At 46.2% G+C, this 15,998-nt stretch carries 13 protein-coding genes and 1 tRNA gene; 5 read left to right on the plus strand and 9 right to left on the minus strand.

Going from position 1 to position 15,998, the window contains the following annotated elements; translation table 11 throughout:
* The first annotated feature begins 32 nt into the window (after positions 1–32).
* Complete coding sequence (locus QUA33_RS05275) at positions 33–1,955, plus strand: hypothetical protein (protein ID WP_333095377.1); 1,923 nt, start codon at positions 33–35, stop codon at positions 1,953–1,955.
* Between the two features lie 304 nt (positions 1,956–2,259).
* Here QUA33_RS05275 and QUA33_RS05280 read toward each other — a convergent pair whose 3' ends face one another.
* Together QUA33_RS05280 and upp are read right to left on the minus strand one after the other, a co-directional pair.
* Positions 2,260–2,406: a hypothetical protein gene (locus QUA33_RS05280; protein WP_333095379.1), complete on the minus strand. Its 147-nt coding sequence runs from the start codon at positions 2,404–2,406 to the stop codon at positions 2,260–2,262.
* Between the two features lie 319 nt (positions 2,407–2,725).
* On the minus strand, positions 2,726–3,361 hold the full coding sequence (upp, locus tag QUA33_RS05285; protein WP_333095382.1) for a uracil phosphoribosyltransferase: 636 nt from the start codon (positions 3,359–3,361) through the stop codon (positions 2,726–2,728).
* A 599-nt stretch (positions 3,362–3,960) separates the two neighbouring features.
* Here upp and QUA33_RS05290 point away from each other — a divergent pair.
* Positions 3,961–4,533, plus strand: coding sequence for a DUF4360 domain-containing protein (locus QUA33_RS05290; protein ID WP_333095384.1), 573 nt, complete (start codon positions 3,961–3,963; stop codon positions 4,531–4,533).
* 98 nt (positions 4,534–4,631) lie between these two features.
* Here QUA33_RS05290 and QUA33_RS05295 read toward each other — a convergent pair whose 3' ends face one another.
* From QUA33_RS05295 to QUA33_RS05305, 3 genes are all read right to left on the minus strand, one after another.
* The gene (locus tag QUA33_RS05295) at positions 4,632–5,879 is read right to left on the minus strand and encodes a URC4/urg3 family protein (RefSeq protein WP_333147059.1); all 1,248 of its coding nucleotides are present in this window, start codon (positions 5,877–5,879) and stop codon (positions 4,632–4,634) included.
* Positions 5,876–6,958 (minus strand): adenylate/guanylate cyclase domain-containing protein, encoded by a 1,083-nt coding sequence (locus tag QUA33_RS05300; protein ID WP_333147060.1) that lies wholly within the window; start codon positions 6,956–6,958, stop codon positions 5,876–5,878. Before QUA33_RS05300 ends, QUA33_RS05295 begins: the two co-directional genes overlap by 4 nt.
* Before the next feature lie 89 nt (positions 6,959–7,047).
* Complete coding sequence (locus tag QUA33_RS05305; RefSeq protein ID WP_333147062.1) at positions 7,048–8,295, minus strand: GTP cyclohydrolase II; 1,248 nt, start codon at positions 8,293–8,295, stop codon at positions 7,048–7,050.
* A gap of 412 nt (positions 8,296–8,707) precedes the next feature.
* On the opposite strand from QUA33_RS05305, the gene QUA33_RS05310 reads away from it, so the two are divergent.
* Positions 8,708–10,042: a cytosine deaminase gene (locus QUA33_RS05310; protein ID WP_333147064.1), complete on the plus strand. Its 1,335-nt coding sequence runs from the start codon at positions 8,708–8,710 to the stop codon at positions 10,040–10,042.
* 312 nt (positions 10,043–10,354) lie between these two features.
* Positions 10,355–11,029, plus strand: a complete 675-nt coding sequence (gene queC, locus QUA33_RS05315; RefSeq protein WP_333095391.1) for a 7-cyano-7-deazaguanine synthase QueC — start codon at positions 10,355–10,357, stop codon at positions 11,027–11,029.
* Between the two features lie 140 nt (positions 11,030–11,169).
* On the opposite strand, the gene QUA33_RS05320 is transcribed toward queC, so the two are convergent.
* Together QUA33_RS05320 and QUA33_RS05325 are read right to left on the minus strand one after the other, a co-directional pair.
* Positions 11,170–12,648, minus strand: coding sequence for a hemolysin family protein (locus QUA33_RS05320; protein WP_333147066.1), 1,479 nt, complete (start codon positions 12,646–12,648; stop codon positions 11,170–11,172).
* A gap of 68 nt (positions 12,649–12,716) precedes the next feature.
* The gene (locus tag QUA33_RS05325; RefSeq protein WP_333095393.1) at positions 12,717–13,406 is read right to left on the minus strand and encodes a hypothetical protein; all 690 of its coding nucleotides are present in this window, start codon (positions 13,404–13,406) and stop codon (positions 12,717–12,719) included.
* Positions 13,407–13,590: 184 nt separating this feature from the next.
* Between QUA33_RS05325 and QUA33_RS05330 the strand changes: the two genes are divergently transcribed.
* A tRNA-Ile gene (locus QUA33_RS05330) sits at positions 13,591–13,663 on the plus strand.
* A 368-nt stretch (positions 13,664–14,031) separates the two neighbouring features.
* Here the strand turns inward: QUA33_RS05330 and pyrR are convergent.
* Complete coding sequence (gene pyrR / locus QUA33_RS05335) at positions 14,032–14,565, minus strand: bifunctional pyr operon transcriptional regulator/uracil phosphoribosyltransferase PyrR (protein ID WP_333147068.1); 534 nt, start codon at positions 14,563–14,565, stop codon at positions 14,032–14,034.
* A 269-nt stretch (positions 14,566–14,834) separates the two neighbouring features.
* Positions 14,835–15,914 carry an adenosylcobinamide-phosphate synthase CbiB gene (gene cbiB / locus QUA33_RS05340; protein WP_333147070.1) on the minus strand — a complete coding sequence of 360 codons (1,080 nt, stop codon included), beginning with the start codon at positions 15,912–15,914 and terminating at the stop codon, positions 14,835–14,837.
* Positions 15,915–15,998: the final 84 nt, after the last annotated feature.

Here is a 15,998-nt window from a genome sequence, read left to right on the forward strand (position 1 = left end):
TCTAAATTCTAAAATCTAAATTCTAAAATGGCATGATGGAACACAAAATTAACCCCTCAAAAAATCGAGCCAAACCCCCAGAAAATCGCCAAGTTGCTCCTCCTCCGACAAGACGCCGGCGCCAAACCCGACGCCCCAAAAATCTTCAAGAGTCCCAACTTCCCATACCTACTCCCCGAACTCGCGCCAGATATCCCTGGAAAAGACTGGTAGCTAATGTGACAGCCCTCAGCGTCTTGGCTGGCTGTGCAGCTTTGATGGGAGGCGGCGCTTGGCTGAGTTATCAGCTAATTGTCGATCCCAATGGCAACAAGTTGGTCTCTCAGTTTGTGCCGGAATGGTCCCGCCTGCCTACAGGTAGCAGAGATTCCATCCAAACTCTCGATCAAATCAAAGGCAGCATCCGCAAATTGGGATTCGTAACCGGAGAACCTCTGCCGCTTCCCGTCGATCGATCCAGCGATAATTCTATTTCCGATTTGCTATTGCCGGTGATGGTAGAAAGAACTGTTAAGGCTTCTACTGTTTGCAAAAATCCTTGCCGTCAAATAGTCGAACTTCGCGTGTACAAGCGGGTGCAGCTTCCCGATCGCAGTTCCGATAAAGAGCAGTATTTTCAGTTAGCAAGTTCTGTGAACGTAGAAGGCCCGGCGGAATCTTTTGTCATTACTTCTTTAGCTGACTCTACATCTGACAATCAAGCCTCGAATCAGTCCCTACCCCTAACAGAACTGCGCCGCTTTGACGGAAAGCCCCCCGCATCGGGCATTTGGTTTAATGTCAGCGGTCAACTAAAGCGGGGCGACAGGAAAATTCCCTACGGACAAGTCGTTCGCTACAACCCCAGCCAAAATCATTTAATGCCGCTGTTGGAGTGGGCGAGTGCGGCCGGACAACCGCCGAATTGGCAGCAAATTGTTAAGGGGGAAAACCCGCAGTTGGCGATCGACCAAACAGTTGGTTTAGAGCCACAATTTACCCTTTATCAAATTGGGCCGCGCAAATTTTTGCCGAACCCCGTTCAGTTAACGGCGATTTCTTTAGAAGAAATTGCTTTCAATGACGAGACTTACAAAAATGGGCTGCGACTGGCCAAAAGCGGGCTGTGGTCTCCAGCATTAAATGTCATGCGTTTGGCGAAGGGGAAAGCTGGCAAAAATTGGCCCGCAGTCGCGCAAGCTCAGCTAGAAACGATCGAATTTCACGCTAAAATTACTCGGGCTCAGGCGATCGCATCTTGGGCCAGTCCCGGTCAACAAGTTCTCGCAGAATTGATCGACGGCCGTTGGGCCGAAGCTTTGCAAGTATTTGAAGCCGATCCGAGCAACAGTAACGAAATAGCCACAACCCTCAAAAATGACAGCGGGCGGATCTGGAACCGCATAGACGCCGCCTTGAGAGTGAATGCCGCTGACGCCGATGTCAAGGCTTGGGGTGCTCTGATTGTAGCTTCTCAAGACGGAGCTCGCGAGGCGATGAATTGGCTCGACCAGCAATCAGATACTGACAGCGAAACAAGAAGTCGAATTCGGAATTTGGTCAACAAACTTCAGGAAGCAGTTTCTCAGGCTGAAAGTTTAGAAGCCCACAAAAGTCAAATTATGGGTTCTGCTACTTTAATTAACAGTGTCAATCCCGCTGAGTGGCTGGAACCCGAACCGAACAACGAGTTAAAATTGGCGGGAGAACAAGTTTGGTATCAGGTGCAAGTAGCGAGTTTTTACGATGGTAGCCGCTGGGTTAATTCGCCTTTTTCAGATGTAGAAGTGCGCTCTTTTCCTGCTACTCAAGTTAAGTGGCTCTGGGGGCGGCTGGGATTACTGGCTGACCCCAAAATTAAGATTGAGGTAGCGATGGCTAACGGTCAACAAAGAGTTGCTGTGGGAACGGTGAAAGCAGTGCAGATTCAAGACGGAAGTCTGCGCTTGCTGGCGGCGGTTGACAAGCGATCGTAATGTGGCAGAAAGCATTCGGCAGATAGAACAGTCCCGGAGGCACTCTTGACACAAAGAAACCGGGGTTTTTTACCATTTCTGCCGATTGCAACAGAAGTATTTTCGTAAAAAAACCCGGTTTCCTGGCACCCATGCGTCCAAAACTAGGAAAAAGGAAAATGCTTTCTTCTCCCCCTCTCGCAACTCATCGAGAAGCCCAATCTCAAAACTCTTCCCCTTGCCCCTTATCGCTCTTGAACAACAATGCAGACAAAAATTTTGTTAATCTAATTAACACAAGTTGCACACAAAAAATCCATAACTCTCAAATCGCGCCCTTTTTAGAGAGTGCTGCAATCATCTGGCGTTTGACTGCTTTAGCCCAAAGCTCAAACTCCAAACTGTTGATATTGTTAATTTTCACTTCCTCAACAGGCTGATCGGGGGCTTCCTTCTGTGCTGTAGTCTCCATTGTTTTTTCCTCGTACAAAAATTGTTAGTAGTCGATCGCAAACGGTTAACGTCTTACATCTATTTTATGAATTAATTCCTGCGATTAATTACACTAAAGGCAGAGATTTTAACCATAAAATGCAGTAAATACATTGAGACAATGCAATTTACGAATATAATGTAAGAAAATTCTACAACCATTGCTGTATATAGGCTTTGGCTGATATTAAAATCTTACAATTTACATTGTTTGGCACTATCAAACCAATAGTTATGTTAGTAAACTTATTTTTAAATGAATGTATTGACATATACAGCCCAAAATCATTTTGTTAAATTCACATAGTGCCGTAAAGCCGATCGCCTGCATCTCCCAGTCCGGGTACAATATAGCCGTGTTCGTCCAAACACTCATCAACTGCAGCCGTATAAATCTGCACGTCAGGGTGTTGTTCGTGAAAGTGCTTAAGTCCCTCCGGTGCCGCCAGCAAGCACAAAAATTTAATAGACTTCGGATTAACTTCTTTAAGCCTATCCACTGCCGCGACTGCTGAATTACCAGTAGCCAACATCGGATCGACAATTAAAACATCTCGCTGTTCGATATCCTGGGGAACTTTGAAATAATATTCGATCGCCATCCGAGTTGTCGGATCGCGGTACAAACCAATATGTCCTACTCTCGCAGAGGGAATCAGCTCTAAAATACTATCCAACAGTCCTTGACCTGCGCGCATAATCGAAATAATAACAATTTTCTTTTCTGCAGCCAGCACCGGTGCATTCATTTTGGCGATCGGCGTTTCTATTAGTTCGTATTTTAGCGGCAAATCTCGCGTCACTTCATAGGCTAGCAGCATCCCAATCTCTTTCAGCAATTGGCGAAATTTCGCCGTACTCGTTTTAGTTTGCCGCATGAGAGTTAACTTGTGCTGTATCAAAGGATGGTCAATGACAGTAACTTTAGCACTCATTTTTTTGAATAATTAATTTGCTTTATTCTAACTTATCAGCCATCAACGCTTTCTTGACGCAAAAAAATAGGTTTCTGTAGCCCCTTCCTTCTGGACTACTTATATCAAACCCGTATTGCAAACACGAATACTGCGCCAATAAATTTTGCTCCTAGACTTGCCTTTCATCTGCACACCGCGACACTAAATAATGCGAGGTTTAAAAATCACAATAAATTAATTTTCTCGCTTCCTGTTCTTCCCGCGCTCTTCATGAGAACGCATATCCCGCTCCAAAAGCCTCCCGACCGGTCTAGCTGTCTGGCACTTCGTCCAAGCCCACTAAAAAATATCCGGATTCAAGCACTGGAATCTTCCGGAACTTTCATCAACAGATACGAATCTTAAGAAGTATCAGCAGAAAATATTTTTTTCGATTAATTCACTAATCGAAAAAACCTGAATAGGAACAGCACATGAGGTCATAAGCTTGGCTTAACTGGCTTTTCATCTTTCCACATGAAAGTGACCATATCCAAGTGTAAAAAACCTTACCTAAATTCAGTTCCAATTTTTTAGGGTGCTCCTAACACACAAGTGAACTATTAAGGAGAACATCCATGAAGTTTGTAAAACTATTGCTAGCTACGGCATTAATGACTGCTTCTATCAGCCCCGCCTTGGCTAATCCGGCAGTTCAAATTTTAGGTGCAAGCTACGGCGGTAGCGGTTGCCCAGATCGCTCCGCCAGCGTCAGCGTCAGCCCCGACGGTCAAGAACTCACCATCCTATTTGATAAGTTTGCAGCCCTGGGAAATGTCTCAACAGAAAGCAGAAAAAGCTGCAATCTGAGCATTCCTATCAAAGTACCCCAAGGCTACCAAATTTCTATCTACGATGCTGATTATCGCGGCTACGTTGCACCCAAAACCACAGGCAACCTGCGAGCAGAATACTTTTTCGCTGGAACCCGCGGCCCCATTTTTAATCGGAATCTCAGCGGTGAAACTAACTACAATGTTCGAGATAGCTTAGCCACTGTAGCGAATGTTTGGTCTCGCTGTGGTGACAGTGTAAATATGAGAGTAAATGCTGCAATGACAGCCCGCGGTACCGGCATGGCCACCGTTGACTCCTTCGATTTGGCTCATCGCGGTTTAGTTTATCACGTCAAATATCGCACTTGTCGCTAAGCAGCTTGTTGGGAGTGTAGTGTGAGGTATAGTTTTCAGGTTTGAATTTTGAATTTTAAGTTGGAAGAGGGGATAATTTTCTCTCTTCCTTCTTGCTTCTAAAACACAGTGCCGTCACTTTGAATCTGAATTGGGGGCAGTCCACCAGCCCTCAATTCGGCGGCAATCTTCCGCCCCGCCGCCCAAGTTCCTCCTTGCAAAATCTTCACCAGCGGCAATTGTTCCGCACTCAAATGCAGCTTTTCTCGAATAGCTGCAGCAATTTTATCTAAAAGATTGACAGTGAGCGATCGCCATTCTACTATAACTTCCGAACCTGGCAAGTAACTCTGCTCAAAAATAGCCGAATCTTTTGCCTGCAGCAGCCCGATATCCAAACACAAACCGCCGTTGCGGTACTCCGGCAATCCCGTTAACTCATCCAATCCGGCGACTTCTAAACCAAGTTCTTGCAGCGGTTCCAACAGCGAATAAGCCAACCACTGCGAGAGTTTGTGAAACGGCACGAATTCATCTCCCAGATTTTCTCCTGTTAAAGCCGGATGCCGCCAAACATCGCCTAAATTAACGCCACCAATTGCATATCTTCCCGGCCAAATTTCCCCAAAACCTGCCAAAACAGCGCTCAATACGATCGCAGCATTCACAGTGTTGACTCCAGAAACCTGACTGTCGAGCAAGTATTTTGCTAAATTGCCGGGACGCGGGTTTTCGGTGCCAAATAATAATGGATGCTGGCAAATCGCATTTCCCAAACGCTGCAATAATTCTAATCTGCCTGTTAAACCAACTAGCGGATTGTCTCTACTTACCTGAAATCCCGCAGCTAAGGTTTCTAGTTTTAATTGAGAAAGTCCGCGATAATTAGCTTGCCAAGGAAAAGCGGGATTGCTGGAAAAAACACCTTGACAAAACATCCGCAAGCTGGCTATTGCTAACCCTTCAGAACGGCGGTAAACCTGCCCGGTTTCTGGTTCGCAATACTGCCAATCTGCACCAGCACCGGCATCAAGCAAAACGCTGATAATTGCTAAATCAAATTTGATCTTAGCTTTTTCAACTGGTGCAAATTCTGCTAAAGCTGCATCCAATTCGGCGAGTCGCGACAAGTTGCCGGCCTCAAAATGTCGCCAGCGACTGTGAAAGGGAATGTTAAAATCGGGATAATTTTGGCGCGTTGTGTCAATTACATAATTTGCTGCTTTGTCGAGTTGGGATAAATCTACGCGGAAGTAGCGAAGTTTGTCCAGGCAGGCTAAATCAAAAAGCCGATCGCACTTTTGGCGAATAGCAGCCGGCGTTCTCAGATATTCTACAGTCTCAATTTCAATATTTTGCAACTTCATACCACCAAACAGCGGTAAACATCGTTTTCTCGAAAAAAGTCAAACTGACTGTAATCTAAAAGATTATCTAAAATCGCATTTTTATCGATTTTGATCAACTTATATTCCCACTTCGACCCGCTGACTTCGCGTTTTATGTGATCGGAAACTATCACCGAGTTTTTTTCTTTTCCCGGAGATACTATTTTACTTAAATCTTCCAGCCTGTCGGCTATGTGAATATCTTTTCCGTAAGTGCAAGACCTAAATATATATAGATTCCCCTTAGCAACTCCCACCGACAAGCCACAAGGTATTTGATTGGCGTTAATAAAAAGTTTCCAATTCTCGCACAGACTTTCCATTGCCGCTAAGGCTGAGTGAGCTTCCGGGAAAGTCAACAAATGCGAATCACCAACAATACTCCGAATTGTGCCGCCGTATTCTTCGCAAATAGTTTTTTCAAAAGTATCAAAGTTGGTGAGCAAATATTCCACATCTTTGATAGAATTAGATTCTTGATAAGCTATAAAACCTCTCAAATCTGCTTTAATTATTGCTTGATTCTTGATGATTCGCGTTTTGTAACTTTGGTCAACTTTGTATACTTTTTCAGGTTCGCTCATCCCTTTCAAAGAAAACTCGTTGACAAAAGACGTTTGCACTTCTGCTTTGTTGAGCGCCAGCCATGCTGCTTGGGACAAATATATTTCATCCGGCGGAGTTACTGATTCTATGCGCGCTGTTAAATTAACCGTATCGCCAAAGATATCTTTATCTTGATGCAAGACATCTCCTAATGTAATCGACACGCGAATAGCCAATCGTTCGTCGTTCGCCTTGCTAGATTGTTGCGCTCTCAATTCTTGCTGCATTTCTATGGCTGCTACTGCCGCTGCTGTGACGCTGGGAAAAATTATCCAAAATGAATCGCCTTCCCCTTTAATCACGCTACCTTCATTTCTGGTGCTAATATCTGAAACAAAATTTTTATGCTCGTTTAACAAACTACTTAAGTCCGACTGAGATAATTTTTTGACTCTGACGGTATATCCGCAAATATCTGTTTTTACGATCACACTAGAACGCAAATTAGCCATAACCTACCCTGACTGATCAAAAACCAGCAATAAATTTTGTTTAGCAAAGACGCGATTGTTCGCGTCCCATCGGTCGCGTCTTTGCCCTCTCAATCTCCTAAATCGCGTCCGATCGCTTCTGCAAGAATTGTAGCATCTGGCACAGGGTCAGGCGTGTAGTAGCCGGCGGCTTTTTTGGCGACAATTTCGACTTGTGCGTCTGCGGGAATCCAATCTTCAGGAATGGGGATGCGATCGACCACCTGAATGCCAGAATTGATAATCGCATTGTATTTCATATCGCTCATAGAAACTAAACTGTCAATTCGAGAGATCCCCAACCAGTGCAGCACGTCTGGCATTAGTTCTTGAAACCGCATATCTTGAACTCCCGCAACACATTCAGTGCGCGTAAAATAGGCATCAGCGCGATCGCCGCCTTCCTGCCGTTTTCTGGCATTGTACACCAAAAACTTAGTCACTTCCCCCAAAGCTCTCCCTTCCTTGCGGAAGTAAACAATTACCCCAGAACCGCCTGATTGTGCCGTTTGGATGCAAATTTCCATCCCGTGTACCAAATATGGGCGGCAAGTGCAGATATCGGAACTGAAGACATCAGAACCGTTGCATTCATCATGTACCCGTACCGCCAACTGCTTATCCGGGTCAGAAATATTCGCGACATCGCCAATAATATAAACCGTAGTTCCGCCAATTGGTGGCAAGAAAACGTGCAAGTCCGGCCGCGTCACTAAATCCGAGAACATTCCGCCTGTTTGCTCGAACAGGACACGGCGGAGAACGCTTTCTTGAGCCCCAATCCGCCGCGCAATTCCCGGCAAATACCAAACCGGGTCGATCGCAATTTTAGTGACTGCTAAATTGCCACCTGCTTTGACTATTTTGCCATCAATTTGCACCCGCCCCTTAGCGATAGCATCTTGCAATTCCGGCATATTAATGTGAGCTTTAGTGACCGCAATTGTCGGTCGAATATCGTATCCCTGCTGGATAAATGAAGTATAAACTTCGCTGACCAAACCCCCAAAGGGATCGAGAGAAACAATCAAATTGCGATCGCCCCAACTCGGGTGCGGCCCGATGTGTGCGGCTGGAGAGGTGTTGGTAAAATCAGGGCGGTGATCTGCTTGGAGTGCGCCGTTGGCAACTGCTAGCGCGCGATAAACAGAGTAGGAACCCGAATGAGTGCCGATCGCATTCCGGTGAGACGATTTGGTGAGGCTACCAATCACAGGCCCCCGTTTCAGCGGATCGATTTCTCCCCAGTAAATGGGATGAGGTTTTGTGCCAGATCTGTCGGGATGGGATGTTAAAACTATATGCTTGGGTTTTGACACAGTTTTTTTTGGATATTGCTATGGATGCTGCTGTTAATTGAAAGTGAAATTGCAATTTGAAGCAGTGATTTATGATAGCAAAAGGATTCAGGCTGTGGAAGTATCCGGCATAGCCAAACTCGTGACGCTGATTTTCGCGCTGTCCTGAAAATATAAAAATTTTGCATAAGTGCTTCAGTGATTAGGGCGGGAGTACCAACAGCAAAGCTACCTATTTAATCCAAGTTTCTCTAGCATTTATATTTTCTTTCTGCCTGATATTTGTTTAACTAACCGCAGAGGGCGCAGAGGGCGTAGAGAATCTAGAAAAGAGAGAAAGAGGAAAAGAGAGATGTTCACAATTCCTGCAAGGGTTGTTATAGTTACAACTGGTAGCCAGTAATTATCAACAAAATACTAACTCACAAAATTAATGTTGCCAAGTACATCTAATTATTTGCTCAAAAATGGTCGCGTACCCGCGTCTCTTCTAGAGATGAAATCGCTCGCGCCCTCAGCTTCTACTGGGGCGACAACGGGGAGTGAGAACAATTTTTGTTTGGTGGATATCGAAATTGCAGCGGGTACGATCGCCCAAATCATCCCAGCAGGTACAAAACCTGTATCCTCCTCTGGAGATATCTCAGTTGTAGATTTGCAGGGCGGCTTAATCTGGCCTTGTTTTGTGGATATGCACACCCATTTAGACAAAGGCCACATTTGGGAACGATCGCCCAATCCCGATGGAACTTTTGCCAGCGCGATCGAAGCAGTGTGCGCTGATGCCAAAAAAAACTGGAATGCAGAGGATGTTTACCGGCGAATGGAATTTGGCCTAAAGTGCAGCTACGCCCGCGGAACCAAGGCCATCCGGACTCACATCGACAGCGCGGGCGAACAGGGAACCGTTAGTTTGGGAGTATTTGAAGCGCTGCAAGCCGAATGGGGCGATCGGCTGATCTTACAAGCAGCTTCCCTGGTTTCCCTCGACTATTACCTGACACCCGCAGGCGAAAAATTAGCCGATCGCATTGCCCAAATTGGCGGCATTCTCGGCGGCGTCGCCTATATGAACCCCGACTTAGACAAACAACTCGATCGAGTTTTTGCCTTAGCCAAAGAACGAAATTTAAACCTCGACTTCCACACCGACGAAAACGACGATCCAGAATCAGTAACATTGCGGGAAGTCGCAAAAACCGCCATCCGCCATGAATTTTCCGGTCAAATTATCTGCGGACACTGCTGTAGTTTAGCCGTACAACCCTCAGATTTAGTAACAGAAACTCTGGAATTAGTCAAGGAAGCAAATATCGGCATTGTCAGCTTGCCGATGTGCAACCTTTACTTGCAAGACCGAGAATCTCAGCATACACCGCGCTGGCGGGGAGTGACACTGCTGCACGAACTCAAAGCAGCAGGAATTCCCGTTGCAGTTGCTAGCGACAATTGTCGCGATCCGTTTTACGGATTTGGCGACCATGATGTTTTGGAAGTTTTTAATATGGCAGTCCGCATCGCTCATTTAGATAGGCCTTATGGAGACTGGCCCTGTGCAGTTACAAAGACTCCAGCCGATTTAATAGGATTGCCGAATTTAGGACGAGTTGCAGTGGGTTTACCTGCAGATTTGATTTTGTTTAAGGCGCGGAATTTCAGCGAATTGTTATCTAGAGCGCAGGGCGATCGCACAGTTTTGCGGCAGGGCATTAAAATTGATACAACTTTGCCAGATTACCGCGAACTCGATGATTTATTAGCAACTTAAATCTGACATCCTGCATCAATCTCAAGAACAGGCATCTTGTCTGTTCTACAAAAGATGAATTTTCTTTATACTCGTTACTAGGCTCTGCCTGGTAACGTATATCTGGAGGCTCTGCATCCAATTTTCCTGGCCGTAATGCGAGGCAGAGCCTCTAAATCTCGGTTCCCAGGCAGAGCCTAGGAAGCAGTTAATTTTTAGGTAAGCTGTGCAGTGCCTAAGCTACATTTAGATGTTCTACACAACTATTATTATTGTCAATTTGCGACTAATTTGATATAAATATAAAAGCTAATTTTATTGAGGATGTTTTAAGTGAAAGCAGTTATTTTATTGTCGGGAGGGCTGGATTCCTCAACAGTTTTGTATCAAGCCAAAGCCGACGGCTGCGAGTGTTACGCGATTTCCTTTGACTACAAGCAAAGGCATCGGCGGGAGTTGGAATCAGCAAGGGCGATCGCACTTGGTGCAGGCGTTAAGGCACATCAGATAGTAAACTTTGACCTGACGCTTTGGGGCGGTTCCGCTTTGACGGATAATGAGATGGAATTGCCGATCGATCGCAATCTTGCAGAAATGTCCCAAAACATCCCAATTACCTACGTTCCTGCTAGAAACACGATCTTTCTCAGCTTTGCCCTCGCCTACGCAGAAACTCTAGAAGCCGAGCGCATTTACATCGGTGTCAACGCTTTAGATTATTCTGGATATCCCGACTGCCGCCTCGATTACATCCAAGCCATGCAGGAAGTATTTCGGTTAGGAACAAAGCAGGGTCGAGAAGGAAATGCTATTAATATTGTAACACCTTTGATCGAACTTAAAAAAACAGAAATTATTCAATTAGGCAACAAATTAGGAGTACCTTGGGAGCAAACTTGGTCTTGCTACGCAGGCGGGGAAAATGCCTGCGGCGTTTGCGATTCTTGTCGGCTGCGGCGGGCGGCTTTTGAGGAATTGGGGCTGAAAGATCCGGTGGCTTATGCTTAAACTGTATTCCGAGTCGGCGGTTGAAATTGCTTCTCCCTCAACTCTCGTTTCTCTCTAAGAGACTAAAGAATAAACGGGGTTGCTAACTCAGATTTGGTATAAAAAGTTGCCCTATTTCGATAGCCCTTTTCATCAAAATCTTAATGAGAAAATTTTCCCACACTACTCAACCCGCTATTCTTTCGACCTTGCCCCACAACTTCCTCATCCGCTGCTGCAACTGCACTCAAAGCTCGATCGCCCGCAGCCCCTTCCAACAAGTGAATTTGAAGTTGATCCAACCGCGGCCCGGACACAGAAACAACCGTAAGTTCTACGTTGTCGCCGCGCCAAACTTCCCCCACAGCCGGCATTCTTTGCAACTGATAGCTCAGAAAACCTCCGATTGTCTGATATTCGTCAGTTACTGGCAAATCCAAATTCAATATTTGATTCACATCATCTACATTTAACTGCGCTTGCACTAAATAAGTGCGATCGTCCAATACTTGCAAAGCAATTTCTTTACTGTCGGGTGACTCGTAGCTGCGGCCGATAATTTCCGCAATCAAATCCCTCAGCGTCACTAACCCGGAAATGCCGCCAAATTCATCGACTACGATCGCAATTTCTTCCGACGAACTCTGCATCAAAGGCAGCAGTTCCCCCAGCAGCATCATCTCCGGCACAAACCTCACCGAATCCATCCAAGGTAAAATTGGCGTGTCGGGAGATAGCAAACCTTCAGCTAGGGGTTTTGCAAGTTGTTTGAAGCCAATAATCCCAATAATGTCGTCTAAAGAATCTCCCGTCACGGGATAGCGGGAATGGTGAGAAATCGCCATTTCGTCGAGCAAAGTTTGAAAGGTTGCTGTCTTGGGAAGTGCAACAATGCTAGGCCTCGGCACCATTACTTCTTCTACCCAAACTTCGCCAAATTCAAACACGTTGTTGAGCAATTCTCGCTTTTCAGCTTCCAAGCCGCTCGATTCGCTGGAAGTAGCTATAATTAATTGCAGTTCTTCGGGAGTAACCGGGCGATGCCTTAGATCGTATTCGATGCCCGCAAACCGCAAGAGCGATCGAGTAGATTGATTGAGAAACGACACAAAGGGCTTGAACACACGGGCAATCAATAAACTCGGAGGTCCTAAAGTTCTGGCTAGCTGTTCGGAATACAGTAACGCTACAGATTTGGGAAAGAGTTCGCCCAGTACGATTTGCAGGTAAGCTAGCAACAAAAAAGTTACTATTGAGATGCTAAAAGAATGGGCGATCGCCGACTTGATGTAAATTGGCAGCGGCAAATAGCCGATAGACATTCGGACTAGCACGGCGATCGTACTTTCCCCAATCCAGCCGAGAGCTAAACTAGAAAGAGTGATTCCCAACTGCATTGTCGAGAGCAATCGCTCAATACTTTGCTGCAAAGATTGCACAGTTAAAGCTGCAACGTCGCCAGCTTCCACTAACTGATTGATGCGCGATCGGCGTACCGTCACCATCGAAAACTCAGCCGCCACAAAAAAAGCATTAATCGCAATCAGCAACAGCACTGACAGCAACCGCGACAGCACCTCTGTCGAACTCATCGCGGGTAAATCAGATATCTCCTGCACTCTCGCCCCTAAAAGTGACACAATGCTCCCTAAAAAAACTTTCTCGATCAAACCTGAGAATCCCTCTACAGGTTTGGTCTTCTTTTATTTTACTTCGCCACTGGAATGCCAGATATTTGCAACTGAAGTTTTTGACCTGGATAATCTGTCAGCGTCAGCGAAACTTCTTTAGCATTTTCCAGCAAAGCTGTGGGAATACTCACCGTACCGTAAAACACCTGCCCGTTGGGGGGGAGTTCCGACGGTAAATCCTCGGCAGTCGCGCTCAGGGCCCGGCCGCGATCGTCAGTGACGTTCAAGAAACTGTAGAGAAACCTCACAGCTTGCGAGCCTTCATTTTTCATGCTCACGTCTAGCAGCATGGAATTGTTGCGCTGACTGGCCGCGCTCACTTCCAGGGTTATTCCCCCGTCGCGACTGTTCAGAGGAAACTTGGCGCTAGCATTTTGTGCAGCGGGTTTTTTGGCTGCGGCTGGTTTAGAGCTTGCCTTCTCTGTTTTAGTATTTGCCCCGGCCGTTTTTTCGGGATCGCGACCTTCTATCCGTGCTTTGACGGTTGTGAGAATGTCTTTTTCTTTCAAAATGCTCACTTGGTCTTTGCTAGCCGTCGTTCCAGGCTTGCCGCTGCCCGCATTGTTGCTGGGACGAACATCGGGTTGAGTCGTTCCTTGCAAGGCTTCGCGACCTATAGTAAATCCCCAAACAGAACTCGTCACGCCTGCTCCAAACATTAGAGCGAGCAGAATTAGAGTCAGCACTACCGTCGAATTCACTGCCATTGCCTATAAGTTTATGCCGAGCCCTAGAAACTGCTTTGTCCGGTCGATCGGCTCCAGCACATTGGCTAACAGGCGATCGGGACTCAGCAGATCTAAAGATTTTGATTTTTGTTCTCTAGTTCTAGCACGGACTGAGAAATTATGTTATAATTCATTTTGAGTTAAGTCGAAGAAATCGATTTAACGGCAGTTGGCCGAGCGGTTTAGGCAGCGAACTCATAATTCGCCCCAGGCAGGTTCAACTCCTGCACTGCCGATTTAACATTAATCACGACGCTCCGCGCTCTGGCTAAAAACCAGGTTTCTTCCCAGATACCAGTCCTAGACGGATGGGGGCTAGAAACCCGGTTTCTACGAAAAATTTGCGACAAGTAACGAAAAATATCGGAATAAACCTGGTTTGTGAGGTAGCAAGTGCGATCGCCAACTAGAAATTTGGTCGATCGCGATCTGTTAAGCTCGCACTGCACTCGGAAAATTATTATTATTCTGATGCCAAGGTCAACGATATCAACCCTTAATCAATTCCACATTATATCTGCTCGCTTCTGAGATGACGGGCGCTGTGCGGGGACGATCGCACTGCCCTCCAAAAATTATTATTCCCATGCAAAAGTCAACGATATCAACCCTTAATTAACTCTACTCCGTCGCGCCCGTCGAGATCTTGAACGTAAACCTTAACTTGTTCTTCCTTTGCAGTCGGCAACTTTTTACCCGTAAAATCCGGCTGAATCGGGACTTCTCGGTGGCCGCGATCGACTAATACCGCTAACCAAATTTTCTCCGGCCGCCCGTAATCGTTGACCGCATTCAAAGCCGCTCGACTCGTTCTGCCTTTATATATAACGTCATCTACCAACACCACAGTTTTGCCCGTCAAATCGAAAGGAATTTCTGTTTTAGCCGGTGTCCGCATCGCAACTCGATCCAAGTCATCTCGGTAAAAGGTAATATCTAAAGCGCCCACGGGTACTTTGACTTGTTCGAGAACTTCAATTTGATCTGCCAAAATTTGAGCTAAAGGCACTCCTCTACTATGAATCCCCAACAACACTAACTCCGAGGGATTCCCTGATTTTTCGACAATCTGGGAAGCGACGCGGGTGAGAGTGCGCCTCACTTCATCAGGGGATAAAATTTGGATAATTTTAGTCATGGGTTGCTGCGAGCTAATTGTTGGCTGTTGGCATATCGAACAATTTGAGATTTGAGATTTGAGATTTGAGATTATTGACTTGACAGATGAATCTGGGGGTTTGAACTCAAGTCAAAACTTTTTTTGGTGCTGTCGGTGGCGGATCTCTGTCTTCTGCTGGACTTAGCCCGAACGGAGGAAAAGCAGATGCTGCGATTGCTTAGCCGATGGCGAACAATGACAGAAATAAGTTATTTATGCCTCTTGGACTGTTCGGCTGAGGTCATCAGTTAGCGGCTCAAACCTAATAAGGTATAAAAAAGCAATGATAGTCCCAACCAAATCAGAAAGCAATACCGAGTTAATTGCAATGCTTGGCAAATTAGCGGCGCTGTGATAGGGTGAACCGGCTTGCCTAACAGCGGTTTGTGTTTGAGAACTCCGCGATAGGAATTAGTACCTCCTAGTTGCACTCCCAAGATGGCGGCGTAAACGCACTCGCTCCAACCGGAATTGGGGCTGGCATCTTTAACAGCATCTCTCTGACAAATCTGCCAAATGTAAATCGGTTTGCCTGATATAAGGGCTAAAGTAATCACTGTTAGCCGGCAAGGAATCCACGTCAGCACGTCTTCTAGTTTGGCGCTAAACCATCCTAAATCTGTGTAGGGCGCTTCTTTGTAGCCGATCGTAGAATCTAATGTGCTGGCTGCTTTGTAAGCGATCGCCAAGGGGACTATAGCACTCGCCCACATCGAGTTAGGATCGATCGGCGAACCGGTAACACTTAATAATAGATGCGGCAGAGCGAACCCAAGTAAGGCATAAAATAGCGGTGCTGTCACGCCATCGACTGCATTCTCTGTTACAGTTTCTAACAATGCTCGCAGAATTTCTGACTCGGATAAGTTTTCGGTATCCCTGCCGACGTAAAGGCTCAACCTTTCTCGCGCCTTGACTAAATCTCCAACATTTAAAGGTGCTAGCACGTCCTCTGCAGCCGCCCTCAAACTGCGACCTGCAAAACAGCTTGCCAGCAAAATGGTCTGTATGGCAATACCTAAAAGAGGATGCACCCAACTAGCAGCTTGGACGATCGACCAACTGACAGTATAACTGCCTACAATCAGCCCGATCGCTAGTATTGTACCAGCACATCGTAGCAGCAGTTTGTGCTGCTCGCCAGCGGGACGATCCGCTGCTTCAGGCATTTGGCCTGCGGGATTATTCCATATATTAAAGACAAGTCTAGTATAGCGGTCGATCGCCCAACCCATCGCCTGCACGGGATGCGGCCAACCCCAAGGATCGCCGATCGAATAATCCAACACCGCAGCTAAAATCAAAACAGGAAATTCATGCGGCATCATTATATATTTTGTCAAACTTGATAGTCCGTCCGGCCAGGAGCGAGCGTCAGGGTAGCGCAGGTTTTAAGTGCTGCTACCTTTGGG

Origin of the sequence: Microcoleus sp. Pol14D4, from assembly GCF_036701245.1 — a bacterium.
Classification (GTDB): Bacteria; Cyanobacteriota; Cyanobacteriia; order Cyanobacteriales; family Microcoleaceae; genus Microcoleus.